Source organism: Rouxiella sp. T17 (genome assembly GCF_036663475.1).
GTDB lineage: Bacteria > Pseudomonadota > Gammaproteobacteria > Enterobacterales > Enterobacteriaceae > Rouxiella.
This window is the reverse complement of sequence record NZ_JAWUEA010000027.1, coordinates 208,107-233,506: the sequence shown is the minus strand read 5'-3', so window position 1 is coordinate 233,506 and position 25,400 is coordinate 208,107. Positions and strand designations below refer to the sequence as shown.

General features: G+C 50.6%; 22 protein-coding genes. 7 read left to right on the top strand and 15 right to left on the bottom strand.

The window, feature by feature from the left end:
* Positions 1-82: 82 nt before the first annotated feature.
* The 6 genes from SC206_RS08815 to SC206_RS08790 all read right to left on the bottom strand — a co-directional run bounded on the left by SC206_RS08815 (position 83) and on the right by SC206_RS08790 (position 4,246).
* Positions 83-388, bottom strand: a complete 306-nt coding sequence (locus SC206_RS08815; protein ID WP_332736245.1) for a hypothetical protein — start codon at positions 386-388, stop codon at positions 83-85.
* A 17-nt stretch (positions 389-405) separates the two neighbouring features.
* Positions 406-1,671, bottom strand: a complete 1,266-nt coding sequence (locus SC206_RS08810; RefSeq protein WP_332736243.1) for a PTS sugar transporter subunit IIC — start codon at positions 1,669-1,671, stop codon at positions 406-408.
* A 98-nt stretch (positions 1,672-1,769) separates the two neighbouring features.
* Positions 1,770-2,081, bottom strand: a complete 312-nt coding sequence (locus SC206_RS08805; RefSeq protein WP_332736241.1) for a PTS sugar transporter subunit IIB — start codon at positions 2,079-2,081, stop codon at positions 1,770-1,772.
* Between the two features lie 59 nt (positions 2,082-2,140).
* On the bottom strand, positions 2,141-2,584 hold the full coding sequence (locus tag SC206_RS08800) for a PTS sugar transporter subunit IIA (RefSeq protein ID WP_332736239.1): 444 nt from the start codon (positions 2,582-2,584) through the stop codon (positions 2,141-2,143).
* A gap of 143 nt (positions 2,585-2,727) precedes the next feature.
* Positions 2,728-3,309, bottom strand: a complete 582-nt coding sequence (locus tag SC206_RS08795) for an AAA family ATPase (RefSeq protein ID WP_332736237.1) — start codon at positions 3,307-3,309, stop codon at positions 2,728-2,730.
* On the bottom strand, positions 3,302-4,246 hold the full coding sequence (locus SC206_RS08790; RefSeq protein ID WP_332736235.1) for a tagatose-bisphosphate aldolase: 945 nt from the start codon (positions 4,244-4,246) through the stop codon (positions 3,302-3,304). Before SC206_RS08790 ends, SC206_RS08795 begins: the two co-directional genes overlap by 8 nt.
* Before the next feature lie 245 nt (positions 4,247-4,491).
* Here SC206_RS08790 and SC206_RS08785 point away from each other — a divergent pair, with 245 nt between their 5' ends.
* A complete protein-coding gene (locus SC206_RS08785) occupies positions 4,492-5,424 on the top strand; it encodes a sugar-binding transcriptional regulator (RefSeq protein ID WP_332736233.1) in 933 nt (310 codons plus the stop codon).
* A 159-nt stretch (positions 5,425-5,583) separates the two neighbouring features.
* On the opposite strand, the gene SC206_RS08780 is transcribed toward SC206_RS08785, so the two are convergent.
* Both SC206_RS08780 and SC206_RS08775 read right to left on the bottom strand, forming a co-directional pair.
* Positions 5,584-5,925 carry a phage holin family protein gene (locus SC206_RS08780; protein WP_332736231.1) on the bottom strand — a complete coding sequence of 114 codons (342 nt, stop codon included), beginning with the start codon at positions 5,923-5,925 and terminating at the stop codon, positions 5,584-5,586.
* Between the two features lie 311 nt (positions 5,926-6,236).
* Positions 6,237-7,433, bottom strand: coding sequence for an NAD(P)/FAD-dependent oxidoreductase (locus SC206_RS08775; RefSeq protein WP_332736229.1), 1,197 nt, complete (start codon positions 7,431-7,433; stop codon positions 6,237-6,239).
* 318 nt (positions 7,434-7,751) lie between these two features.
* On the opposite strand from SC206_RS08775, the gene pitA reads away from it, so the two are divergent.
* Positions 7,752-9,251 (top strand): inorganic phosphate transporter PitA, encoded by a 1,500-nt coding sequence (pitA, locus tag SC206_RS08770; protein ID WP_332736227.1) that lies wholly within the window; start codon positions 7,752-7,754, stop codon positions 9,249-9,251.
* Positions 9,252-9,384: 133 nt separating this feature from the next.
* On the opposite strand, the gene uspB is transcribed toward pitA, so the two are convergent.
* Positions 9,385-9,720: a universal stress protein UspB gene (gene uspB, locus SC206_RS08765; RefSeq protein WP_332736224.1), complete on the bottom strand. Its 336-nt coding sequence runs from the start codon at positions 9,718-9,720 to the stop codon at positions 9,385-9,387.
* Between the two features lie 437 nt (positions 9,721-10,157).
* Between uspB and uspA the strand changes: the two genes are divergently transcribed.
* Together uspA and SC206_RS08755 are read left to right on the top strand one after the other, a co-directional pair.
* Positions 10,158-10,601: a universal stress protein UspA gene (uspA, locus tag SC206_RS08760; protein WP_332736222.1), complete on the top strand. Its 444-nt coding sequence runs from the start codon at positions 10,158-10,160 to the stop codon at positions 10,599-10,601.
* A 211-nt stretch (positions 10,602-10,812) separates the two neighbouring features.
* The gene (locus SC206_RS08755; RefSeq protein WP_332736220.1) at positions 10,813-11,655 is read left to right on the top strand and encodes a MerR family transcriptional regulator; all 843 of its coding nucleotides are present in this window, start codon (positions 10,813-10,815) and stop codon (positions 11,653-11,655) included.
* On the opposite strand, the gene rsmJ is transcribed toward SC206_RS08755, so the two are convergent.
* Positions 11,640-12,386, bottom strand: a complete 747-nt coding sequence (rsmJ, locus tag SC206_RS08750; RefSeq protein WP_332736218.1) for a 16S rRNA (guanine(1516)-N(2))-methyltransferase RsmJ — start codon at positions 12,384-12,386, stop codon at positions 11,640-11,642. The genes SC206_RS08755 and rsmJ overlap by 16 nt on opposite strands.
* A 9-nt stretch (positions 12,387-12,395) precedes the next feature.
* The gene (gene prlC, locus SC206_RS08745) at positions 12,396-14,480 is read right to left on the bottom strand and encodes an oligopeptidase A (protein ID WP_332736216.1); all 2,085 of its coding nucleotides are present in this window, start codon (positions 14,478-14,480) and stop codon (positions 12,396-12,398) included.
* 371 nt (positions 14,481-14,851) lie between these two features.
* Between prlC and SC206_RS08740 the strand changes: the two genes are divergently transcribed.
* Positions 14,852-15,694, top strand: a complete 843-nt coding sequence (locus SC206_RS08740) for a 23S rRNA (adenine(2030)-N(6))-methyltransferase RlmJ (RefSeq protein WP_332736214.1) — start codon at positions 14,852-14,854, stop codon at positions 15,692-15,694.
* Between the two features lie 176 nt (positions 15,695-15,870).
* A complete protein-coding gene (gene gorA, locus SC206_RS08735; protein ID WP_332736212.1) occupies positions 15,871-17,223 on the top strand; it encodes a glutathione-disulfide reductase in 1,353 nt (450 codons plus the stop codon).
* A 37-nt stretch (positions 17,224-17,260) separates the two neighbouring features.
* Here gorA and SC206_RS08730 read toward each other — a convergent pair whose 3' ends face one another.
* A complete protein-coding gene (locus tag SC206_RS08730; protein ID WP_332736210.1) occupies positions 17,261-20,074 on the bottom strand; it encodes a dermonecrotic toxin domain-containing protein in 2,814 nt (937 codons plus the stop codon).
* A 200-nt stretch (positions 20,075-20,274) separates the two neighbouring features.
* Positions 20,275-21,153 (bottom strand): LysR family transcriptional regulator, encoded by an 879-nt coding sequence (locus tag SC206_RS08725; RefSeq protein WP_332736207.1) that lies wholly within the window; start codon positions 21,151-21,153, stop codon positions 20,275-20,277.
* 166 nt (positions 21,154-21,319) lie between these two features.
* Here SC206_RS08725 and SC206_RS08720 point away from each other — a divergent pair, with 166 nt between their 5' ends.
* Positions 21,320-22,045: a pirin family protein gene (locus tag SC206_RS08720; RefSeq protein ID WP_332736205.1), complete on the top strand. Its 726-nt coding sequence runs from the start codon at positions 21,320-21,322 to the stop codon at positions 22,043-22,045.
* A 103-nt stretch (positions 22,046-22,148) separates the two neighbouring features.
* Here the strand turns inward: SC206_RS08720 and ybiX are convergent, their stop codons facing one another.
* Together ybiX and SC206_RS08710 are read right to left on the bottom strand one after the other, a co-directional pair.
* Positions 22,149-22,826, bottom strand: coding sequence for a PKHD-type hydroxylase YbiX (ybiX, locus tag SC206_RS08715; protein WP_332736203.1), 678 nt, complete (start codon positions 22,824-22,826; stop codon positions 22,149-22,151).
* Between the two features lie 64 nt (positions 22,827-22,890).
* Positions 22,891-25,176, bottom strand: coding sequence for a catecholate siderophore receptor Fiu (locus SC206_RS08710; protein WP_332736201.1), 2,286 nt, complete (start codon positions 25,174-25,176; stop codon positions 22,891-22,893).
* Positions 25,177-25,400: the final 224 nt, after the last annotated feature.

Below are 25,400 nucleotides of genomic sequence, written 5' to 3'. Positions count from 1 at the left end.
AAAAGAGTGAAAACAGAGGATTAACGCGTGAATTCACGCCTGATATTAAAATCTAGAAAACTTGATAGTAAAATTTATAAAATCAGAAGCCGTAGCGGATGGCATCTTTACTCTTTTGCATCAGCCCGTCGATTTTATCCGAATAAAGCTCCAGCCCCTTTCCGTCGCCAGCCTGCGAGCATTCGCGGCGTTTGGCGTTGTAGGCCTTCATTAATTGCGCCTGAGCAAATCCAGGCTTGCCATAACACGCCATGCTTTGTTCCCAACAGGCGATAGCGGTATCGGTATCTTGTTGTTCAGCATAACTTTTACCCAACTCGTTAAGCGCTTTTGCACACTCTGCGGGTGCCAGGTTTTGGGCAAGAATAGCGTCGATTTCAGTTGTCATGTCAGCCTCCGTGGAACCTAGTGGAAGAAGTTAAGTAAATGACCAAATACCAGCCCGACGCTTATTACGTCCGAGTCACTGAAGGTCACGTTTGATAAACCAAATTTACCGAGCAGCGGCAGCAACAGCGCGGGCAGCAGGGTAATAAACAGGCCGTGGAAGATACCGCCGATAATCGCCCCACGACGCCCCCCTACCGCGTTACCAAAGATACCGGCGGTGCCGCCTGCAAAGAAGTTGGTCAACATGCCGGGCAGAATCATCGCCAGCCCAATAGTCGGGAACAGGAACATGCCGATGATGGAGCCAATCGTCGTCGAAATGAAGCCAATAATCACGGCATTCGGGGCGTAAGGGAACAGAACCGGGCAGTCCAGCGCCGGAATGGCATTTGGCACGATACGCAGCGCGATACCACGGAACGCCGGCACGATTTCTGCCAACAGCAGGCGCACACCGGCCAGCAAGACATAAACACCGACCACGAACTGTATGGCTTGCAGGAAGGCGTAAACCATATAGTTAACATTATTGGATAAAGGCGCGATCACCTCTGGGCCCGCCACCGCCGCCGGAATCAGGTAGATAGGGATCATCACTACCATCATCGACAGATAGGTATCTTGCAGGAAGGAAAACGCCTGCGGCAGTTCGAAATCTTCAGTGCTCTTGCTGACGTCGCCGGTGACTTTCGCCACGCCCGCCTGAATGATATAGCCGATGGTGCAGAAGTGACCGAGCGCAATATCATCGGAACCCGTGATTTTACGCACGATAGGCTGGGCCAGAACCGGCATGCCCACCGCCATCACACCGGCAATGACGCCGCCAATCAGAATTAATTCGGTACCGCGCAGGCCGCCCATATATCCGATGACCGAGCAGACGGTTGCCATCCACAGCGAAGCCTGACCTGTAAGAAAGATATATTTAAAGCGGGTAAAGCGCGCAATCAGGATATTAACGATAAACGCCAATACCATAATTAATGCCGTTTCGCGCCCCAACGTTTGTTGGGCAATACCGGCAATTGACCCAACGTCGGTAACAATACCGCGCATGTTGAAACCCTTTTGGAATATCTCACCCAAAAAGGTCAGCGTATTAACAATAATGGCCGCGCCTGAGAGTAATACTAAAAAACCTAACAGCGTTTTTAGCGTGCCTGTAATAACTTGGCCGGGGCTTTTCTTAAGAGCAATCAGCCCGATCATAGCAATCAGGGAAATTAAAATTGACGCCTGGCCCAGTACGTCGTTAACAATAAAGTGAAGGAAAGACATAGTAAGTCCCCTGTAGAGTTCACGGTGATCGAGCTATTGGGTAAGATGTTTATATTATTTTTTTGCGATCTGCTTTTATTAATTTTACTGTGAAATAATTAACTTGGCGTACTGGCCATGAGTCCCATCTCTTGCAAAACAGGGGTGATCTTTTCTTTAATTTCGTTCTTGTCGACAAGGCGCTTTAAATAAATAATTTTGGCCGTGACGTTATAGTGCGCAAACTGCGACCTGAAATTTTCACCGGTAAAAATGATATCGGCACGCGTTGAGGTGGCGCTGGAGATATCACAATGAGACAGATCGGCATCAATACCTAAATCTTTTAACGCTGCTTCAATACTCATTTCACAGGCAAAGCTGCTGCCGAGACCTGCACCGCAAACCGCTAGAATCGATAACTTTTTCATGCGTTTTCCTTAGGATAGAAGAGAGAGCGTGAGTGTAAGATAAAGCGCGATATAAAACGTTAATAGTCTTTGATAGCCTGTAGTACAGCCTCCTTGCTTCGGCATCCTCTTAATTTCTCTACCACGTCGTCGTCACAAAACAGGTGTGAAAGGCTGGCTATCATCTCGATGTGTGAATTACTGTCGATAGCCGCCAATGCGAAGACGATATAAACCGGATCGTTATCTTCGCTGTGAAATTCCACGCCGTTATTAACAATGACCAGCGATAATGCCGTGCGAATTACGCCTTCTTCGGGTCTGGCATGCGGCATGGCAATGCCTTCGCCGAGCACATAATAAGGACCAATTTCCCGGTGCATATCATATATTGCCTGAAGATAACGAGGTTCGACGGCCCCTGCTTCTATTAACGGTTGCACAGCCAATGCGACAGCACTTTGCCAATCGGCTGTCTGCTCAACAATATTAATATTACTTTCATTGATCCAGTCGGTTAACATAATGCCTCTTCATTCGCTATTTCGGTTAATTCAAAATCGTTTCGTCTAATACAAAACTATTTTGGTTAAGACAAAAGCAAAAAATAAAATAATAAACAGGGCGTTATCTCAGTATCATGGTTAATGATTATTAAAAATGTGATCTATGCTGGTAAATTATTGGCAATCCAATTTTTAATTGAATTAATATCCGCCGGACTTTCCTGATTGGAATAATAAACCGGGCCCAATTCCATTGGCTGAGCTTTTTCAGCCAGCACTTTAAGTTCGGGAATATATTCCGCACCTAAATGCCCTGGAAGACGTTCACCTAATCTGGCCTCGTAACGCGCTGCGGCACTTTGCGGCGAAATTTGGCACCAAATTTCCAGCACCTGCGTTACGCCCGCCTGAGTCAGATAGTCGGTGAGCACCTCTTTCGGCTGAAATCCAAACCACGCGTCGACTATAAAGGTAGAACCCTGCGGCGCGTCGCCAATAATCGACCAGATAACCTGATAACTGGCTTGACCCAGTTTGCGGTTAAAGGCGCGATCGACACCTTCGAGCCGTTGCAGGAACGGATTTTTAATGCCGTCCAGCGACAGCTGCAACCAACCTGTCTGTGCAGAGAGTTCAACGGCGAGACTGCTTTTACCGGAAGCAGGGATCCCGTTGACCAGAATCACCCTTTTTTTCGGCGAGGTCAGCGCATCGACGTTAAAAACTTCTCTGTTATCAGACATGTTCCACCTGTTCGGTTGCGGCGTTTGTCCCCTTTTGGGCCGCCTTGTAATGTTTCTGAATCACCGCCTGCAACTCTTTCAAACGCGGCACCGCCACGGTTTCAAGTTTGGTTTTGGTAGTCGCGTGATCCAGCGAGATGCAGTCTTTCCAGAGTGAACGTCCGGCAATCACGCCCGATGCGCCCGTGCTCATGGCATCTTCGACCTGCTTAAGGAAAGTTGTATGATCAACCCCCGCTGACAGTACCGCCCAAGGCACGTCACCCGCAAGCTTAGTTATTGCCGCGCAGGCTTCTTTGGAACCTGGATAAGGCAGTTTCAGCACTTTGGAACCCGCCGCCAGGCAAATTTCCGTGCCGCCGTAAATCAGTTCAGGCACTTTGGCCTTGTACTCTTCGTCGGTTTCGCTATCCAGCTTGTAAGTCAGGAATTCGACCACCAACAACAGGTCTTCATTGCTGAAGTCTTTGATACATTTATGCAGGATGTCGATATTATGCTGGTTGGCTTCAGGCTTGTCGGAACGCAGATACACCATGATTTTGCCGCCAGTCGCGCCCAATTCACGCACGCGGCGCGCATCGACATCTTTTGCCAGGCGGGAAAGGCGATAACCTTCCGGCGTATTGTCCCAGCCTGAGGCGTCCAGCCCGATGAGCAACGCCGTGTCGCGGGCAATAATGCCATCGTCGACCAGCTGCGGAACCGCGCAGATAGGGTCGACCAAAACGCACGAGGCTTTGCTGGCAAGATATTGCGTGATGTCAGCTTTAATCAAACCGAGCTGTTTTTCGGAAATGGCGGCCTGTTGCTCTGGCTCTTTGGCGAGCAGCGTACGCATGCCGCCACGTTGGTCACAGGCAATGACCAGCATCGCACCGTTTTGACCACAAATTTGCTGATAGCCGCGTAACTCGGAAGTTGATAATTTTGACATGAAACTCTCCTTTGCGTGAAATTTATTACAGATTAAAAAATCTCGATTACACTGGACGTTCTGTCTTTTCCCTTGTGAAGAAGGGAGATGAAAAAATCATGCACAACGCCGGTTTTAGGGGGTTTACGCCCTGTTTATCACCTTGCTGGAACATTGCTTTATCAATGTGATTGAGCAATAATTCCTCAACCACGCAATGAGTGTAATTCATTACTGAAAGGAATTTCAAGCTGAAAGAGCCAATTTTGCAAGATATTGCAGCAACGCGCACATTAATGCATATGGTGGCGAAGCTGCATTACGAGTCCGATATGTCGCAAGTCGAGATTGCCCGCAAGCTGGATGTCTCGACCGCGACGATTTCGCGTTTGCTTAACAAAGCCCGTGCAGCGGGGATTGTTCGTATAGAAGTCATTAACTTAGCGTCGCCAGAAACCATGACGGCGGATTTAGTGCAGCGCCTTGGACTCAAACACGCCTACGTGGTGGATGCGCCGGCAAATAACGTGCTCGATGCGTTACGCACGCCGCTGGCTGCGCTTCTTTCTCAAGCGGGATTAAGCGCAGGTTCCGTGCTGGGTATTGGTTGGGGACGAGCAGTGAGAGAAGTGACGCTGGCGGGCTTGCCGCGTTTACCGGGCGTGTTGACGGTGGCGTTAAACGGCGGCATGCAGCAGGCCGCGCCGCATTTTCAGATAACCGAATTCGTGCGCCGCGCCGCCGAGCAGATGGAAGGCACGCCCTATTTCCTTCATGCGCCCTATATTTCATCGCCTGCATTGCGTGATGCGTTTTTGGGCGATCCTAGCGTGCAGGAAATTATTTCTCTGTGGGACAAACTCGACGTGGCGATCGTCGGCATTGGCCTGACGCACGAGCCAAAGCCGAGCGAAAGCAGCACTGCAACGCTGAGCGAGCAGGCATTGAGCCACGCAACGGGCGACGTGCTGCGTCATTACATTACCGAGACAGGTGAAATTCTGCATTGGGAAGGCGAAGAGCGGATGATTGCCGCCTCGGTTGAGCAGCTTCGCCGCACGCCACTGACCATTGGCGTCGCCGCCACGCCGGAAAAAGCGGCGGGCATTATCGGCGCCGTTCGTTCAGGCATGATTAATTCGCTGGTCACCGACGTAAATACCGCGCAGGCGATTCTGGACCGTTTGCCAATCAATTAACGTGTGCCAAAAGTGAATCACTGGCTGTTAATTAAAATCTTACTGGCTTGGATAAATAATCACGTTGCGCTGCCAATTATCGTGGGCCGGTTAATAAATTGAGAACCTTAAATGGCTTAACCGGCCACGCCAGCGAACTCTCCGTTGCGGCCCCTGCATTTATTGCGGCTTATTTTCTTCGGGCAGTTTACCGAATTTCTTGCCGACCAATCGAATTAATACGATGCGCGTATAGTCAACGCCAATAAAGCCAATTAACACGCTAATCAGATTAACCCACTCCAACGGCAGCGCCAGAATAACCAGCAGGACATCATAGACATACCATGAGATGAGTGCGCACATTATTGCCGAAGTTACGTTCTTGATAAGAAAAGCTTTTTGTGAATACGTGCCGAGCAAGAAAGAGAGTAGGCCAGAAAAAATCGTCGCCATGATTTTTTCGCCATTCTTGACGATATAACCTAATACGAGAGTAGAAGGCGCGTGCCAGACATTCATGATAATAGCCCCAAATATTTTCCATACCCAAGGCTACGATGACCAAGAATATCGGGTCAATTTTTAGTGATTTAAAATACTTATCGGCGTGCCGTGTGAAAACATTGCTTTTACATCATTTTAATCTACTGTTTTATTTTTTATTGCCGATACGGGGTAATAGCTAAAATATTTATCACTAAGAAGGGAATGTTATTAAATTAGCTTGCCATTTTTTATCAGTAATCTCACGGCCTATCAAAAAAAGATGAATGCAAAATAGCCTCCTCACCATAAGAGAGGCTATTTTCAAGTGTGGCGAATAATGACAGTTACTGCTTGCTGATAAGATCCTGCGCGCAGGCCCACGCCGAACTCCACGCCCACTGGAAGTTATAACCGCCAAGCCAGCCGGTTACGTCGACCACTTCGCCAATAAAATAGAGGCCGGTAACGCTATTGGCGGCCATGGTTTTCGACGACAGCGCGCGAGTATCGACGCCACCCAGCGTAACTTCCGCCGTGCGGTAACCTTCCGTGCCGTTCGGCTGCACCTGCCAGTTTTGCAATTGCTCAACCAGCGCGGCCTGCTGCGGCGGATTAAGCTGCTTAAGCGTGACATCGGGAATCTGCCCCAACGTTTGCAGACACTCCACCAGCCGTTTCGGCAAATGAATAGAAAGGGTGTTTTTCAGGCTCTGATTCGGATGCTCTTGACGCTGCTGATTCAGGAAAGCCGCTAAATCGACGCCGGGCAGTAAATCAACGCTGACAAACTCGCCGGGTTGCCAGTAGCTCGAGAGCTGTAAAACGGCTGGACCAGAAAGCCCACGATGGGTAAACAGCAGGCTTTCGCGGAATACGGTGCCGTCCTGCGCCGTCATCACCGACGGAACGGAAACGCCGGAAAGCGTCTGTAAATGTTCCAGCAGCGGTTTATGCAGCGTAAAAGGCACCAGCCCGGCGCGGGTCGGCAAGACTTTAAGGCCAAACTGCTCGGCCAGACGATAGCCGAAAGGCGACGCGCCCAAGCCCGGCATCGAAAGTCCACCACTCGCCACCACAAGCGAACGAGCGCTTACTTGTTGACCGTTAACCTGTAGCGTAAAGCCGTCGTCGGTTTTTTCAACCGCGCCAATGTCGCTGCGCAGGCGCGTCACGACATGGCCTTTTTCACATTCCTGCTCGAGCATCGCCACAATTTGCTGCGCGGAATCGTCGCAGAACAGCTGACCCAGCGTTTTTTCATGCCACGCGATATTATAGCGGCTGACCAAATCGATAAAATCCCACTGGGTATAACGCGCCAGTGCAGATTTGCAGAAATGCGGGTTTTCGGAAAGATAGGCGGCCGGTTCGGTATACAGATTGGTGAAATTACAGCGTCCACCGCCTGACATGAGAATTTTGCGTCCCAGTTTTTTGCCGTTATCGAGCAACAAAACCTTGCAGCCACCCTGGCCTGCCTGCGCAGCACAAAACATTCCTGCCGCACCGGCACCAATGACTACAACGTCGAACTGATCCACATAAGCCTCTCAAATCTGCTATCACAAAGAAAAAAACTGCCGAAAAATGCACAAAAAGCGTGCAAATCAGCTTCTTGGGCGGCAGATTGTAAGCCCTGCGGCGTCGATAAGCCAGATTCCTGCTCAATAATCGTCGACGGTAAATAAATGTTTCAGAAGTAAAAGTCACATTAAATCAGATAGATATAAATATTACCTTTGCATATCATTGATTTCTCACCTACGTTTAGACAAAAAAATGTCATATTTTTCTTTTCCACTCACCCTGTTCTCGCAGATAATGCGCGGCGTTCATGTCCACAAACTGGCGTAACAATTATGCTGCATTTATTCGCCGGGTTGGATTTCCATACCGGCCTGTTATTGATACTCGCATTACTGTTTGTGTTGTTCTACGAAGCCATTAACGGCTTCCACGATACGGCAAACGCAGTGGCGACTGTGATTTATACGCGCGCTATGCGTTCACAACTTGCGGTTGTGATGGCTGGCGTATTCAATTTCTTCGGCGTCATGCTTGGCGGCTTGAGCGTGGCTTACGCCATCGTCCACTTGCTTCCAACCGATTTGCTGTTGAACGTGGGTTCTGCACATGGCCTCGCCATGGTGTTTTCGATGCTTCTGGCGGCGATTATCTGGAACCTGGGAACCTGGTATTTCGGCCTGCCCGCGTCCAGCTCTCACACGCTCATTGGTTCGATTATCGGCGTCGGGTTAACCAACGCGTTGATGACCCACAGTTCGGTGATTGATGCTCTAAACATTCCGAAAATGATTGGTATTTTCCTGTCATTAATTATCTCTCCGCTAGTCGGGATGATTATTGCCGGAACCATGATTTTCCTGCTTCGTCGTTACTGGAGCGGAAACAAAAAGCGTAAACGTATTCACCTGACGCCGGCAGAGCGCGAAAAGCAGGATGGCAAGAAAAAGCCGCCATTCTGGACGCGTATTGCCCTGATCCTGTCCGCCATCGGAGTCAGTTTCTCCCATGGCGCGAACGACGGTCAGAAAGGCATTGGTCTGATTATGCTGGTATTGATTGGTGTCGCTCCTGCTGGTTTCGTTCTGAATATGAACGCGACGGGCTACGACATTACCCGTACGCGAGATGCCGTGACGCATCTGCAACAGTATTATCAGCAGCACAATCAGGCGCTGCCTGAGGTGGTCGCGCTGACGCCGCTGGTGCCTGCACCGACCGACAGCAACGTTAACGCGACGGTTGATTTTCACTGTAACGACAGCTTGGCGATGGAAGCAATCACCCGCACTCAGGGCCTGCTGACTAACCTGCAAAGTTATAGCGAATTGGCACCAGACCAGCGTAGCCAGATGCGTCGTATGCTGATGTGCGTTGCCGATACCGTGGATAAAACGGCCAAGCTGAGCGAAACCTCTGCAGCCGACAAGCGCTTCCTCAACGACCTGCACGGTGACTTGCTGGAAACCGTCGAGTACGCGCCTATCTGGATTATCGTGGCCGTCGCGCTGGCATTGGCGCTGGGAACCATGGTGGGCTGGAAACGTGTCGCGACGACTATCGGCGAGAAGATTGGCAAGAAAGGCATGACTTATGCGCAGGGCCTCTCTGCACAGGTGACGGCGGCGGTATCGATTGGCGTCGCCAGCTATACCGGCATGCCGGTTTCCACCACTCACGTCCTCTCGTCGGCCGTTGCCGGTACGATGATTGTTGATGGCGGTGGCGTACAGAGCAAGACTATCAAGAACATCGCGCTGGCGTGGTTGCTCACGTTGCCGGTGTCGATTCTGCTCTCGGGCGCGCTGTACTGGCTGGCGCTCAAGCTGGTTTAAACCGGTCAGTCTGTTTTAGAGAAGCAGAAAAAGAAAAAGGCGGTGCATGAGAATGCGCCGCCTTTATTTTTTGCTTCAGAATCTTAGAGACCTTCTGAGTCTTATCACTCACCTTCAGAGTCTTATTGGTGAGTTAATACCAAATTAACATGGCGAGCATACTGATCAGGATGAGTCCGCACAGCGCGGTGGTCAGCACAAACTGCCCGCGCACCCGTTCACAACGGCGAATAAACTCCTCATCATGATGGTCAACATAACGCTGGGCATAGATATAACGCACGAGTCTTATTTGCTTGCTGGGCTGTCCGTGCGCGGTAAAGAAACCGCCTCCATCAACGTATTGATAAAGCAGCGGATCGCACCCTCGCAATACCACCAGCAACGCCCGTAGAGAAGAGTAATAACGCAGCATATTCACGACACAAACGACACACAAAGCCCAAAATAGCGCATTGGGACTGATCATGTTTCCCCCTTAAGGCGACCTCAAAACTCTCCGCCAAACGCCAGCGAGTCTCCCGCCCTTTCCACCGCTTTTTATCTTATCCCCTGGGCCAAATGCTGCCCGCCCCCCGGCACTCGTCCGGGCTAGCCTCATCCCTCTTGACTCAATCGATGTAACAGGATGAAAAACCGCGCTCCCGCTTAATAATGAGTGTAGGAAACGAAATAAAATTCGGGGAGTGAAAAAGCAATATTTCTCGCGGTAAGTCTGCCCGAACAGTCAGATACATGACATTGCTCATACGAATGAAGCCGTTATGAATGACGTTTTACAGCTATACTTGAGGTATGCTAGTTTTTCAGCCTATTGTTTATGCAATGATTAATGCTGACAGCAGCACCAGGACGACAGATAAATAATCCGAACAAACGTTAAATGACTTATGGAAGGAGTTTCTTATGGCTTATAAACATATTCTGATTGCGGTTGATCTTTCTCCAGAGAGTAGAGTGCTGGTCGCGAAAGCCGTCTCACTGGCTCAGCCTTACAATGCCAAAGTGTCTCTTATCCACGTTGATGTGAACTATTCGGACCTGTACACCGGCCTGATTGACGTTAATCTCGGCGACATGCAAAAGCGTATTTCCGAAGAAACGCACAACGCGTTGACCGAACTTTCCCAGAACGCAGGCTATCCGATTGCCGGCACGCTTAGCGGCAGCGGCGATTTAGCGCAGGTTCTGGTCGATGCCATCAAGCAGTATGACGTGGATTTAGTGATTTGCGGCCATCATCAGGACTTCTGGAGCAAGCTGATGTCTTCGGCGCGCCAGCTGATTAACACGGTACACATCGATATGCTGATTGTGCCGCTGCGCGATCCTGAAGAAGACGACGAGTAACGACTCGACGCATTGGCGCTGAAACACTTGGCGCCGAAAGATCCTCGCGGAGGTGCAAATTTGCACCTCCCGTTCAGTTGTTTTCACTAGAAAATGATGTAGCTCAAATTTCGCTTTATTAAATTTCGATCAACTTAAAACATGCTATACAAAATCGCCCATTTATCTTATAGCTAGTGAATCATTTGTGAACAAATGGATTTTGTTAGCTATGGACACACAATTTTCCGGCAACAAATGGGCTCGCCCGCTACCTCGCCACTATAATATTGAAACCACCGCCCAGCTTTGCGGCGTGCTTCCCGTTAATCTGCGCACCTGGCAGCGACTTGGCCTTATTCAGCCGCGCCACGACGAGCGCGGCAGCCGTTGGTATAGCGATAACGATCTCACGCGTTTGCATTCGATAGTCAAAACCCTTTCTGCCGGCATTCCGATAGGCGAAATTCGCCCCCATATTGATACTCGCGAGAGTTACACGCTTTTGAATGACAACGTTGCGCGCCACAACAGCAGCTGGCGCGGACTGCAGGCCGAAATCCTGCACTGCCTTGGGGAAGGAGAATGGCTCAAGCTGCGTCGTCTCATCTGGCGCTTTGGCCGCGAATATCCGCTGACCTATTTAGTGAATCGCGTTTTTCGCCCGATTCGCGCCTTCCTGACCACCAGCACCCAAACGACGCTTATTCAGCAAAAAGGCCTGTTTGACAGCATTCTGCTTGAGTACGCGACCTATATGATGCGGGTATTGCGCCATAAAACCCGCGCGCAGGTGCTGTTGCTGCCGATGCAAATCGACGATCCGCTGGAACTGTGGCTTGAGTCGTTGCGTTTGTCGGGCGAGGGATTAAACGTCGAGATTGTGCGCGCCGAGGTGGAAGAACCGGATCTGGCGGCTTTCGGGATGGAACATTATTTGATTTGGTCAGACTGCCCGCTGAACGAACGCCAGCAGGCGGTGTTTGACGCTTGGTTACAGCGAGGCCTGCCGGTGATGCTGCTCGGCAAGGCGTCGCATCTTAAAGCAGTGTATAAATATCAAAGCGGTGTATAAATATCAAAGCGGTGACTTTTCGTCGTAACCGCTGCCTGAGCCGGAATATCGGCCATCGGCGGCGCGTAATCAGGACGTTTCACCACAATACGTTTAGTGGCTAAACGTCGTGCCGGTTCGAGCAGGCCGTCGGCGTCATCGTCTGCACCGACCAACCCCTGAAACACGCGCATCTCTTTCTTTACCAAGGCACTTTTCTGCCGATGTGGATACATCGGATCCAGATAAACTACCTGTGGACGCGGTGAAATCTCGCCGAGCGCGGTCAGGCTGGAGCCGTGCAGCAGCGTTAAGCGTTGCTGCAACCACGGACCGATTTCCGCATCCTGATAACCACGGTTCAGGCCGTCGTCCAGCAACGCGGCAACCACCGGATTACGTTCAATCATTCTGACGTGACAACCCAGCGCGGCCAGCACGAACGCGTCGCGCCCAAGCCCCGCCGTGGCATCGACTACATCCGGCAAATAGCTGCCTTTAATGCCGACCGCCTTGGCCACCGCTTCGCCACGACCGCCGCCAAATTTACGCCGATGGCCCATCGTGCCGCCAACAAAATCGACATAAATTGCACCCAGCTTGGGTTCATCGCGCTTGCGCAATTCGAGGCGTTTGGCCGTCAGCACCAGCGCCATAATGGCGTCGGGGTCAGAGACCAGTTTCCAGCGTTCGGCCAGAATAGATAAGGCGCCTGCATCGGCGCCTTCTTCACAGGTTAAAAACACACTCACGGGAGGCGGTTATCCTTCAACACTCTGCTCTTTAATATCATAGTGGCGCAGCATAGCATCCAGCTGTGGTTCACGGCCACGGAAGCGTTTAAACAGCTCCATCGGCTCTTCGGAACCGCCGCGCGACAAGATGTTATCAAGGAACGACTGGCCGGTTTCGCGGTTGAAAATTCCCTCTTCTTCGAAGCGCGAATAGGCGTCGGCAGAGAGCACTTCCGCCCACAGATAGCTGTAATAACCAGCGGCATAACCTCCGGCAAAAATGTGGCTAAAGGCGTGCGGGAAGCGGCCCCAGCTTGGTGAGGGCACCACAGCGACCTGTTTTTTGATCTCGGCCAGTGTCTCGAGGATCTGCGCGCCTTTGGCAGGATCGTATTCGGCATGCATCCGGAAATCGAACAGCCCGAACTCCAGCTGACGCAGAATAAACAGCGCCGCCTGATAGTTTTTCGCCGCCAGCATTTTTTCCAGCATCTCCTGCGGCAGCGGCTCGTTGGTCTGATAGTGCCCGGAGATAAACGCCAGCGCTTCCGGCTCCCAGCACCAGTTTTCCATAAACTGGCTCGGCAGCTCGACGGCGTCCCACGGCACACCGCTGATTCCGGCAACGCCAGACGTTTCGACTTTAGTCAGCATGTGATGCAGGCCGTGACCAAATTCGTGGAACAGCGTGGTGACTTCGTTGTGGGTAAACAGCGCCGGATTATTGCCGACCGGACGAGTAAAGTTACAGGTCAGATAGGCGATCGGATGCTGCAATTCACCGCTGGTACGACGCAGGCTGCCCACATAATCATTCATCCACGCCCCGCCGCGCTTGTTTTCACGCGCGTAAAGGTCGAGATAGAAACTGCCGCGCAGCTCGCCGCTTTCATCGAATAAATCGAAGAAACGCACGTCTTTGTGCCAGGTATCAACGTCGGTACGCTCTTTGGCAGTAATGCCGTAGATGCGTTTAACCACTTCAAACAGGCCAGACAGGGCGCGGTTTTCAGGGAAATAAGGGCGCAGCTGCTCGTCGTTGATAGAGAACAGATGCTGTTTCTGTTTTTCGGCGTAGTAAGGCAGGTCCCAGGCGTTCATTTCGTCGACGCCAAAGTTTGCCTTCGCAAAGGCGCGCAGCTGAGCCAGCTCCTGCTCACCCTGCGGACGAGCGCGTTTCGCCAAATCATTCAGGAAGCCGGTCACCTGCTGCGGATTTTCGGCCATCTTGGTTGCCAGCGACATATCCGCGTAAGAGGCGAAGCCCAGCAGCTGAGCCAGCTCGTGGCGCAGCGCCAGCTCTTCGGCCATTACGTCGCTGTTGTCCCATTTGCCCGCGTTTGGACCCTGATCCGAGGCGCGCGTCGCATAGGCCCGGTACATCTCTTCGCGCAGCTCGGCGTTATCGGCGTAGGTCATTACCGGCAGATAGCTTGGGGCGTCCAGCGTCAACAGCCAGCCTTGCTGCTCTTTCGCTTCGGCCAGTGCCTGAGCCGCTGCCAGCGCGCTTTCCGGTAATCCGCTTAATTGTTCAACGTCGGTAATCAGCTTGCTCCAACCCATCGTGGCATCGAGCACGTTGTTGCTGTATTTAGAACCCAGCTCGGAAAGGCGCGAGGTAATTTCGCCGTAACGTTGCTGTTTATCGGCAGAAAGGCCAATCCCTGACAGCTCGAAATCACGCAGCGCGTTATCCACCGCTTTTTTCTGTTCCAGAGTCAGACCGGCAAAATGCGCGCCCTCTTTCAGGTCGCGATAGGCCTGATACAGCCCTTCGTTCTGGCCCGCCCACGTCGCAAATTCAGACAGCATTGGCAGACACTGCTCATAGGCCGCGCGCAGCTCCGGGCTGTTTTTTACAGAATTGAGATGCCCGACCGGCAACCAGATACGGCTAAATTTGTCTTCGCTTTCAGCAATCGGCTGACAGAGCGTTTCGTAAGTGTAAGGACCTGATTTAGCTACCACGTCTTCAACCGTGGCGCGGCAGGTATCAATCGCGGATTTCACTGCCGGAACAATGTGTTCTGGACGAATCGCGGAAAAAGGAGGTAAATCGAACTGTTCCAAGAGCGGGTTGTTAGACGAATCGTTTTGCGTTGATTGGGTCATAGGGCAGTCCTGGTTATCCTTAAGGGCCTGAGGCAGGCGGTGCTTACATCGACGCGTCCTGCAGCAGAACAGAAATTGTGTGACACCTTCAATATGGCGTAAAAACTAACATGAGGACAAGTCGGGAGAAAATCAAGGGCGGCGCGTGGTTTGGCGCTGACGCTCTTCAACAGAGGTGATGAAGAGAAAGCCTCTGACTTTTTACCCTGCAAACAGTTTATACTGTGGGTAATGATGTACTCGCGAAAGCGGCCTTCTGACGCATTAATCGAAGGCGACGACGTGGGCACGGCATCCTTGCACAGTATAAACTTTCGGTAACCTACTGATTTTACTGTCACTATAAATTATTCGGAAAACGTAAAAACATTATGTTGAGTTACCGCCACAGTTTTCATGCAGGCAACCATGCCGACGTTCTAAAACATACCGTTCAGAGTTTGATCATCGAATCTCTGAAAGAAAAAGAAAAACCCTTTCTTTATCTCGATACCCACGCGGGTGCGGGCCGTTATCAGCTGAGCAGCGTTCATGCCGAACGTACCGGCGAATATCTCGAAGGTATCGCCCGTATCTGGCAGCGTGACGACAGGCCAGCCGAGCTCGACGCCTATATGTCGGCGATCAATCACTTCAACCGCAACGAGACCCTGCGTTATTACCCGGGTTCTCCGCTGATTGCCCGTCAGCTGCTGCGCGAAGAAGACAAACTGCACCTGACCGAGCTGCACCCGAGCGATTTCCCGCTGTTACGCAGCGAGTTTCAGAAAGACGATCGCGCTCGCGTTCTGCGCGGCGACGGTTATCAGCAAATCAAGGCCCAGCTTCCACCTCCTTCGCGTCGCGGCCTGATTCTGATGGATCCGCCTTACGAGCTGAAAACCGATTATCAGGACGTGGTAAAAGGTGTGCAGGAAGGCTACAAACGTTTCGCTACCGGCACCTACGCGATTTGGTATCCGGTTGTTATGCGTCAGCAAATCAAACGCATGCTGCGCGAGCTTGAAGCCACCGGCATTCGTCGTATTCTGCAAATCGAGCTGGGCGTGCGTCCAGACAGCGACCAGCGCGGCATGACCGCTTCCGGCATGATTGTTATCAATCCGCCGTGGAAACTCGAGCAGCAGATGAAAAACGTGCTGCCGTGGTTGCTCGAAACGCTGGTACCAAATGGTCAGGGCCATCAGCTGGTTAAATGGGTTGTGCCAGAGTAAATTTTTCTTTAAAGCTGGAGACTCTCTCCAGCTTTCATTTAGTTAGGCTATCGCAATCATCGTTGCAAATAGCTGCAATCCCTCTTTTCTAACGCTAAACTCTATGCCATCAGATTTTATAGATCTTGGGAACTCGCTTCCCGGCCTTCTATTATTCTCAACTTATGGAAATTTCGATGACTAAACATTATGACTATCTGGCCATTGGCGGCGGAAGCGGCGGTATTGCATCAATTAACCGCGCGGCCTCTTACGGACAAAAATGTGCCATTATCGAAGCTAAAGCGCTCGGCGGTACCTGTGTCAACGTCGGTTGCGTTCCAAAGAAAGTGATGTGGCACGCTGCGCAAATTTCTGAAGCGATCCGCAATTACGGCCCAGACTACGGCTTCGACACGCAGGTTAACGGCTTTAACTGGAAAACGCTGGTTGCCAACCGTACTGCCTACATTGACCGTATTCACACCTCTTACGACAACGTTTTAGGTAAAAACAACGTTGACGTGATCCACGGTTTTGCTCGCTTCGTTGATGCGCACACCGTTGAAGTTGATGGCGAAACCATTACCGCCGATCACATTTTGATCGCCACCGGCGGACGCCCGAGCCATCCAAATATTCCAGGTGCAGAATACGGCATCGATTCCGACGGCTTCTTTGACCTGACCGAAATGCCACAGCGCGTTGCCGTTGTAGGCGCAGGTTACATCGCCGTTGAGATTGCCGGCGTGATGAACGGACTGGGTGCTGAAACTCACCTGTTCGTGCGTAAACATGCTCCGCTGCGTACTTTCGACCCGTTAATTGTCGACACGCTGGTTGAAGTAATGAACACCGAAGGTCCGGCGCTGCATACCGAATCTATTCCGAAAGAAGTGGTTAAAAATTCCAATGGCAGCCTGACGCTGAAACTGGAAAACGGCAAAGAGTTTGAAGTCGACTGTCTGGTCTGGGCCATTGGCCGCGAACCTGAAACCGATAACTTCAACCTGAAAGCGACCGGCGTTGAAACCAACGAAAAAGGTTACATCAAGGTCGATAAATTCCAGAACACCAACGTTAAAGGCATTTACGCTGTCGGCGATAATACCGGCGCGGTAGAGCTGACGCCGGTAGCCGTTGCAGCAGGTCGTCGTCTTTCAGAACGCCTGTTTAACAACAAGCCGGACGAGCATCTGGATTACAGCCTGATCCCGACCGTAGTATTTAGCCATCCGCCAATTGGTACCGTTGGCCTCACCGAGCCTGAAGCCAAAGAGAAATTTGGCGAAGACAACGTTAAAGTCTACAAGTCTTCTTTCACCGCCATGTACACCGCGGTAACCCAGCATCGCCAGCCTTGCCGCATGAAGCTGGTTTGCGTGGGTAAAGAAGAGAAAATTGTCGGTATTCACGGTATCGGCTTCGGCATGGACGAAATCCTGCAAGGCTTCGCGGTCGCACTCAAAATGGGCGCCACCAAGAAAGATTTCGACAACACGGTCGCTATTCACCCGACCGGCGCTGAAGAATTCGTTACCATGCGCTAAGCACTATTTTAAAGGGTCTCTGTGGAGGCCCTTTTATTTAGCCTTGTTGTTGTTCTCGAGCTTGCTGCTTTTCCTGATAGCGTTTCGATTGCTCTACCTCTTTCAATTCTTCTAATTTAATTTTTTGCTGTTTCAGAATATTTTTAGGAATATTTAACGAACCATCTTCGTTAACCGCACCGGAGATTTCATCAGCCAATTCCATAATCATTAATGCTTGAGTATCGGGATTGTCAAATAACACCCCTTTTCTCAAGCGGTCATTATATTGAAATTTAACAATAGCTTCCATTTCAGATTTTGAATCCATTTTAGTAATAAAGTTCTGTTTTACTCTTTCAGCAGCCTCACCTCTCAGGAAACGTATATCCACTGCACCTGCGGAAAAGGAGATCACTTTATTCCTCAGTGTCAGAATATTGTTCATATTTTCATGATCATTGACATAAAAATAGTCAGGCATATGCACGCCTTTAATCCCTTTAATACTCGTGGCGTGTACTGACTCGTGAATCAGTAATTGTAGCTTTTCTGCGTCGTTTTGAAGAAAATATTTATCGTCAAAAGAGAGGGCGTTTTTATTGGGATTGAAATAGGCAATTACGCCGCTATTTTTTTTATTATAAATAGAGACTGACTTTATTGGAATTTCTTTGCTGTTGATTCTTTGTAATACCTCAAATAGTGCATCAATATTACCGCTAATTCTTTGAATATCTTTTCTAGTGAGTTTACCCGCTTCATCGTAGCCCAAATAAGCCGCAACAATTTCCTTGCCTCTTTCTGTGGCAAGCTTGGCCCTGGCTTTCACTAACGTTTCATCCATCTTTATCAATGCGCCAAATAGCGCCTGACCATTCTGCGGATTATCGATTGAAATGCCTTTTATTCCTCTGCCGCGCACGATAATGCGATTTAAAAGATTATCCATAAAAGTGCCAGGCCTTGGGTGAATTACAGCCTGTCGTCTGGGAACCTCTCCTCTTGCGCCCAACAACTCCTTTTCATCAACGTTGAGTTGTTTAGCAAGACTTCCAGCCACGCCCAGCGCGCCAAATAGCGAATTTACGCCACCGTCGATGATGGCCGAAAGCCCCTTTAGTCGCTCTTTTTCGGTATCGCCATAAAGGGCAATATAGACGCCCATCTCTGTCTCTATTATTCCTGCCTCAAGCATGACCAAACTGCCGACCCCAGGAAGAATAATCGTGGCCAGTCCGGCGGTGGCGATTACCGGCTCAAGGTTCATCAAAATTTGATTCTTGAATACTTCGCTATTGGTGACGGTCAGCGTTTCACTGTCTTGAAGGGTCCGTTTTTCAGCCTGATCCGAAAACCATCGGAACAGGTCGCCTTTAATATTCAACGGCTGGTAGTCAATATATTTCTCCGACCATGAGCCGCTGGCCATTTTGGTTAACGCTTTATTAACGCCTGCGTAGGTAGAGCCGTCTTGACGATCGTAGACAGAAAAGTGATGTAAGAGGTTAGTTAGCTTAGTTTCGTCGCGCGCATGTTCCAACACCCAATCTTTTAGCGCCTGCTTGTTATCAAATTCGACAAAGCTCTCAATGTCCGAGGGCTTATAAAGAATAATTTTGCCGCCATAACCGTGAATCAGGACAATATCGCTGGCGTGATAGCCATAGATTGAAAAGGTTGAAATGCTTAACCCGGGGCGATTGGATATTTTGGTGTTCAGCTCGTCCATCGTCATGGCCGGAAGTTTCTCGATATTGCCCAACGCCGCCATCATTACCGATTTCACGCCCATTTCACTCAGGTTGCTCGATTTATCACCCATGTAGGAGATAAATTTACCTTTGCTCACCGTGCGATAATTCACGCTGTTTTTTTGCCAGAAAAAGGCCAACGCCTTAAGATATTTTTCGCTGAAATTACTATCGACCACAATTTTAAGAAAATCTTTAGGTAATAATCGCACCTCATTGTGCTTACCAAAAGAATCGGCCTCACCATTTTGGGTATAGATTCCGGAATTTCCGCTCAGCGCATCTGAGTTAATACGATCTTCTGCGCCGAAATTTTCCAATAACATGCTCACCAGAGTTTTAGACTCTTGAGGATGCGAATTATGCTCCCAGCCTGTAAACGTTTCGGAAGAGCCCGCTGAAAATTCAAACCGGTTAAACCACGTCTTTTGCGGATCAATATCCATGCCGTGCTTTTTCCAGATTGCTACCCTCAGCACGTCCGCTGCCAATTTATTTAATAAGGGAAACTCATTCTTTATTTTATTAATTACTTTTAAATAGGCAATTCTATCAACGTTTTGCGCAGCCGGTGCCGAATTGCCTAGTTCATTATCAATCTCGGGATGCTCTAGCAGATTACCGGGATCGTGAATTTCATCATCAGGCTCGATGCTTATTTCTGGCCGTGCTTCCACGCTGCTCCACGGCGTAAGGGTTTTTATTAAATAATTAACCGTATTATCGACGCTATTCAGCAGCGACTGCGCCTGTCGAGAAGTAGCGCGCTGCGCGGCGGCAAACAACGTTGGCGCAGAGTCGGAAACTTCAGCCTGTTGATGGCTATAACCGAGATGATAAGGGGTTAACAGTTGCACCGCCGCCAGCGCTGCCGATGCCCGTGACGAGGTGGCTAACTCAAGCTGCGGGGCTGGAGGCAGCAAACCTTGCCCCGGAGTGGCGCGAGCATAATGGCTGGCTAGCCGCCATTCATTGTTGACTTGCTGCTTATTTTTAATATGTTTTAAAGAGGTCATCGACCTTTCACAATTAATAATATTATCTTTTATAGCCCGCTCATCACTCCTTTTAACTCCGCCAACGTCGCCTTGCAGGGTTTTATTATTTTCTTGTTGCATCGTGCTGAGCCGCATATTAATTCCTATTAATGAAGAACAGATTCATCAAGGACAATGCGCCAAAAAATAATGTGAGACCAGCTCGAAAAGTGAGTAAATCACTTTTTCCCGAGCTGTATCGGGAAATAATAAAATAAATCTGCAAAGGTAAATTATTAAGCGAAATGTGAAAGCTTCATCAGTTAATGTGGGTGTTAAGATTATATTTTAATTCTTTCTTCCAGGAAGGAGAGAAAGGCGCGGGTCACTTCACTACGCTGTCGATGCTGTGGATAAACGGCACTGAGCACTAAAGGTTCAGGTTGAAACGCTTCAAGCACGCTAATTAGGCTGCCCGCTTTTAAGGCTTCATCGACAATAAACTCGGGTAATAACACCAGCCCCAGTCCGGCAAGCGCCGCGTCGCGCAATACTTCGCCGTTATTACTGACAATAGGGCCGTGTACATCGAGCAGTTTACGTTTGCCCTCCTGTAGCAGTTCCCAGCCGTTTTGCCCTTCTCGCCCGTAGCGCAAACAGGCGTGCTGGAGCAAATCCTCGGGCAGCAGCGGCATGCCGGCGCGCTGTAAATAATCGGGGCTACAGCAGATTACTCGTTTTAACACGCTTAACCGACGGGCAATAAGCGTTGAGTCAGACAGCTGGCCGATACGAATGGCGATATCAAAGCCTTCGCCAATCATGTCGACATAGCGGTCGCCCAGCTCCACCTGAAATTGCAGTAAAGGATGCAGGCTCAGAAACTCGGCAATCAGCGGCGAGAGATAGCTCATGCCATAAGACATCGGAATGCTGACCCGAAACGCGCCTTGCAGCTCGAGGGTCTTTTCAGACACTGCCAGCTCGGCCTCATGAATATCATCAAGGATCTTCTGCGCATGGCGAGAGAAAACCTGCCCCGAATCCGTCACGGAAAGCTTGCGCGTGTTCCTTATTAATAGTCGTACGCCCAGCGACGCCTCTAATGCCGCCATGCGACGACTGACATATTGTTTCGATAGCATCAGCTGTTCGGCCGCGGCCGTAAAATTTCCGGCATTAATAACCGTGATAAAAATGCGCAGATCTTCAATTTGCATAGGGTTCGCTCTGTAAGTTTCCGGGTTAATTTGGAGGGTAAACGTCGTCAACTAAAGCGTGACAGTGTTTGTCATTTAAGCCATCTGGTGCGCAAATCAGTTTACGTTTAATCTTTCTACATCGGAAGGGCAAACGCACTTCCACCCAATAACCCAGGAGCACATCATGATTGAGCAAAGACTGTCAGAACAACGCGGATTAGGTGACCACGGTTGGTTGAACTCTCATCATACCTTCTCTTTTGCGAGCTACTTCGATCCAAAACAGGTCGGCTTCTCAGACCTGCTGGTGATTAACGATGACCGCGTGGCGGCTTCTCGCGGCTTCGGCGCTCACCCGCACAGCAACATGGAAATCATCTCCTACGTGCTGGAAGGCGAGCTGGCGCATAAAGATTCGATGGGTACCGGTTCAGTTATCGTCCCGGGTGATGTGCAGCTGATGAGCGCCGGTTCTGGCGTGACACACAGCGAGTTCAACAACTCAACCACCGACGGCGTGCATTTCCTGCAAATCTGGATTGTACCCGCCGAAAACGGCACGCAACCCGGTTACCAGCAGGTCTCCGTGGCAGACGCCGAAAAACGTGGCAATCTGCGTCTGATTGCTTCACCGACCGGCGGCGATAACGCGTTGCGCGTTCGTCAGGACATCAAGATTTACTCCGGTCTGTTTGACGGTGCCGAGCAGCAAACTATCGCCCTCGACCCAGAACGTTACGCCTATATTCACGTCGCTCGCGGCAGCGTAACGGTTAACGGAATCAGCTTCAAAGCCGGTGACGGTGCGCGCGTTCGCAACGAAGCGTCTCTGACTTTCACCGACGGCGATCAGGCCGAAGTGCTGCTGTTTGACCTGCGTCCGGTTGAAGTGAATCACCCGAAACGTTAATTTCAACGTTGAAGGCGTAAAAAGAGAAACAAGAAGGCCGAGATTATTCTCGGCCTTTTTTATGCTTTTTTATCAGACAGGCTTATCAGCCAAGTGAAACAGACTAGATTTCCGACCATTCACGCAGCAGGTTGTGATAGAGGTTTAACATGGATAACACCTCTGCACTTTCGCCGTGGCGCGCCTTCAGCGTCTGAATATTGCTGTCCAACTCGAACAGCATGCCACGCTTTTTATCGTCGCGAATCATCGACTGAATCCACATAAACGAGGCCACACGCGTGCCCGCAGTAACCGGCGTTACGCAGTGCAGGCTGCTGGAAGGATAAAGGATCATATCTCCGGCAGGCAGCTTGACCGAATGTTGCCCGTAAGTATCGTTGACCACCAGCTCGCCGCCCTCGTAGCTTTCCGGCTCGCAAAGAAACAGCGTGGCGGAAAGATCGGTACGCATCCAGCCAGATTCGCCATTATTACGCACCGCGCCATCGACATGAAAACCATAGGTTTCATTGTTCTGATAGCGATTAAACAGCGGCGACGAGATATTGCGCGGCAGGGCTGCGGCAAAAAACAGCGGACTGTTTTGCAATGCTTTTAACACTGTCGCCTGCAAATGCTGATAAATCTCGCTGCGGGTATCAATCTGCTGATTGTTTTTAACCTGCGCGCCCTGACTGCCGACGGTCGCGCGCCCATCAATCCACGGCGCATTTTCCAGCTCTCTGGTAAACGCGGCGACATCATCCGGGCTCAATACTGCGGGGATACGGTACATCATAGTGGTTGTCTCATCTGAAATTGTGGGGCGCGATGCCCCACGCTTTCTGGTCTGAAAATCTGGCTTAGAAGTGAACGTTCGCCGTCAGCAGGAAGGTTCTTTCTTCGCCCGGATGGTAGCGATAGCCGCTCTTGTTGATTGACGCGACATAATCTTTATCGAACAGATTATAAACGTTGAGCTGCAAATCGACATTACGGTTGATGGCGTAACCCACTTTGGCATCCGCAACCCAGTAACCTTCGGTGTAGGAAGGTGTGCCTACTGCGCCATCGGTGCCACGGCTCAGGCCGCCAACATAACGCGCGCCGCCGCCCACGGACCAGGCATCGCTAACCTGATATTGGTTCCACAAGGTGAAAGCGTGTTTTGGCGTGTAAGGCAGTGATGAAGAACCTTCGGCAGTTTCAACCGCGCCGGTTTTCACCGAGGCGTGCTGCTGGGTGTAACCCGCCATGACCTGCCATGCCTTCGTGATGTTGCCGGTCGCCGACAGCTCGTAACCTTCTACGCGCTTGCTGCCGTATTGCGAGTAAGTGCCGTCGTCGTTGGCTTCCACATCGTTGTCGATTTGTGTACGGAATACCGCGGCCGCCAGTTGCAGGCGCTTGTCCATAAACTCCCACTTGGAGCCCACTTCGGTGGTCTTGGCTTTTTGCGGTTTGAAATCGGTACGGTTGGCGCTATTGCCCGTGCCGCCCGCCGCCAGCGCGAAGGTGCTGCCGCCCGGAGGCTGCTGGGAAATCGCATAGTTGACGTAAACGTTGCCGTTTTCAGTCAGATGATAGAGCGCGCCGACTTTCCAGTTAACCAGATTGCCGGATTTGTTGGTATCCACCGTGGTAATCGGCGTGTTTTTAGGTACGCCCGCTGGACAGGCCAACGCGCCGCGACCCGTTGCGCCACAGGCTGTCGCGCTGTCGTAAGAGGTGTGGTAATTGTCGAGACGAACGCCGCCGTTAACTTCAAACGATTTGGTCAGTTGAAGCGTATCAAACGCGTAAACGCCGAAGGTATCAGTGGTGCCGTTGGCATTTGCGCCGTTGCGATCCAGACCGCCGATAGTAACGTTGCTGTTCGGATTGTAAATATTGACCGACGGCGGCGTGAGTGCGTTAACGCCGTAGTTGGTTTGCTGCTCGCGGGTGAATTCCACGCCGGCGCTGACATCATGACCAATCGATCCCGTCTGGAATTTCGAGGTAATGTTGGTCTGGTTGGTCAAAATTTTGTTGCTGACGTCTTTGGTATTCGACAGACGACCCAGCGACCATGAACCGACATCCGCCGTCGGGCGCGTGATGTTGGCATCTGCCGCCATGAAGGCGCTCAACAGATAATCCTGTTTAATCTGCGACCAGCGGGTGGTATTTCGAATCGTGGTGTTATCCGAGAAATCGTGTTCGAAACGCATCGTTACGGTATCGGTGGTCGAATCGTCGTAATCAGAGTCGGTACCGTAGAAATTGTGGCTGTTAACCTTGCCTGAATTGTTCAGAGCAGAGGTCGCCGCCGAAGGCGCCGAATACCCCGGCAAGCCAATGGTCGGCACGCCGCCGTCTGGCGTATTGTGCTGGGTAACGTGCAGATAATTCAGGAATAAGCGGTTTTCCGTGCCTAAGCCGAAGGCCACGGACGGTGCGACGCCGTAGCGCTCGTTTTGCACTTTATCGCGACTGGCGTCGTGAGTTTTCTCGCCCATCAGATTTAAACGAAACGCGGTGGTGTCGTTGATCATCTGGTTATAGTCGAGCGTGCTGCGACGGAACCAGGCGCTGCCCGCGCTTACCGAGGCGTCAATGCCGGTGTCGGTGCGAGGCTGTTTGCTGATCATGTTGATGGAGCCGGATGGCGCGCTGCGGCCGTAATCGCTGCCGGATGCTCCTTTAATGACTTCAACCTGTTCGGTGTTGAAGGTATCGCGCGACACGCTGCCGATATCGCGAATGCCATCAACATAAATGCTGTTGGACGTATCAATACCGCGCATGTAAACCGCATCGCCGGTAGAGGAACTGCCGTTCTCACCTGCATAGAAAGCGCCAACGCCCGGCACGTTTTTCAACGCGTCGGTCAGATTAGTCACGCCCTGATCGCTAAGAACCTGTTTTGGGATCACGGTAACGGTGCGAGTGGTATCGATAAGCGGACGCGTAAATTTCGGATCCGCAGATTCTCCCGGTGCATAAAGCGAAGGCGCCTGAGCTTCGACAACTAACGTGTCATCCTGTTTTTTATCTGAATTATCAGCCGCCTGTGCAAAAGCGGGCGTGGTAATGCCGATACAAAGACCTGTAAACAATGTCAGCGAATTGAAGCTACTAAAAGGCAAGGTGAGATTTTTGTCCATTTTCTTCGTTATAAGTTTTGAAAGTTGATTAACGCCCATCATGCAGATAACCCGCCGCCTGAAATAAAAATCCTCAGGAAAACAGCGGGTTATCATGGCTTGTTATGGATTATTAAATGATAAGAAGAATAGTTATCATTTATGTTCTTATTTTTATCACGTAATGCTTTCGAAAAAAATACATTTCTTTACGCTAAATGCACATTCTGTACGTTACCTAAACA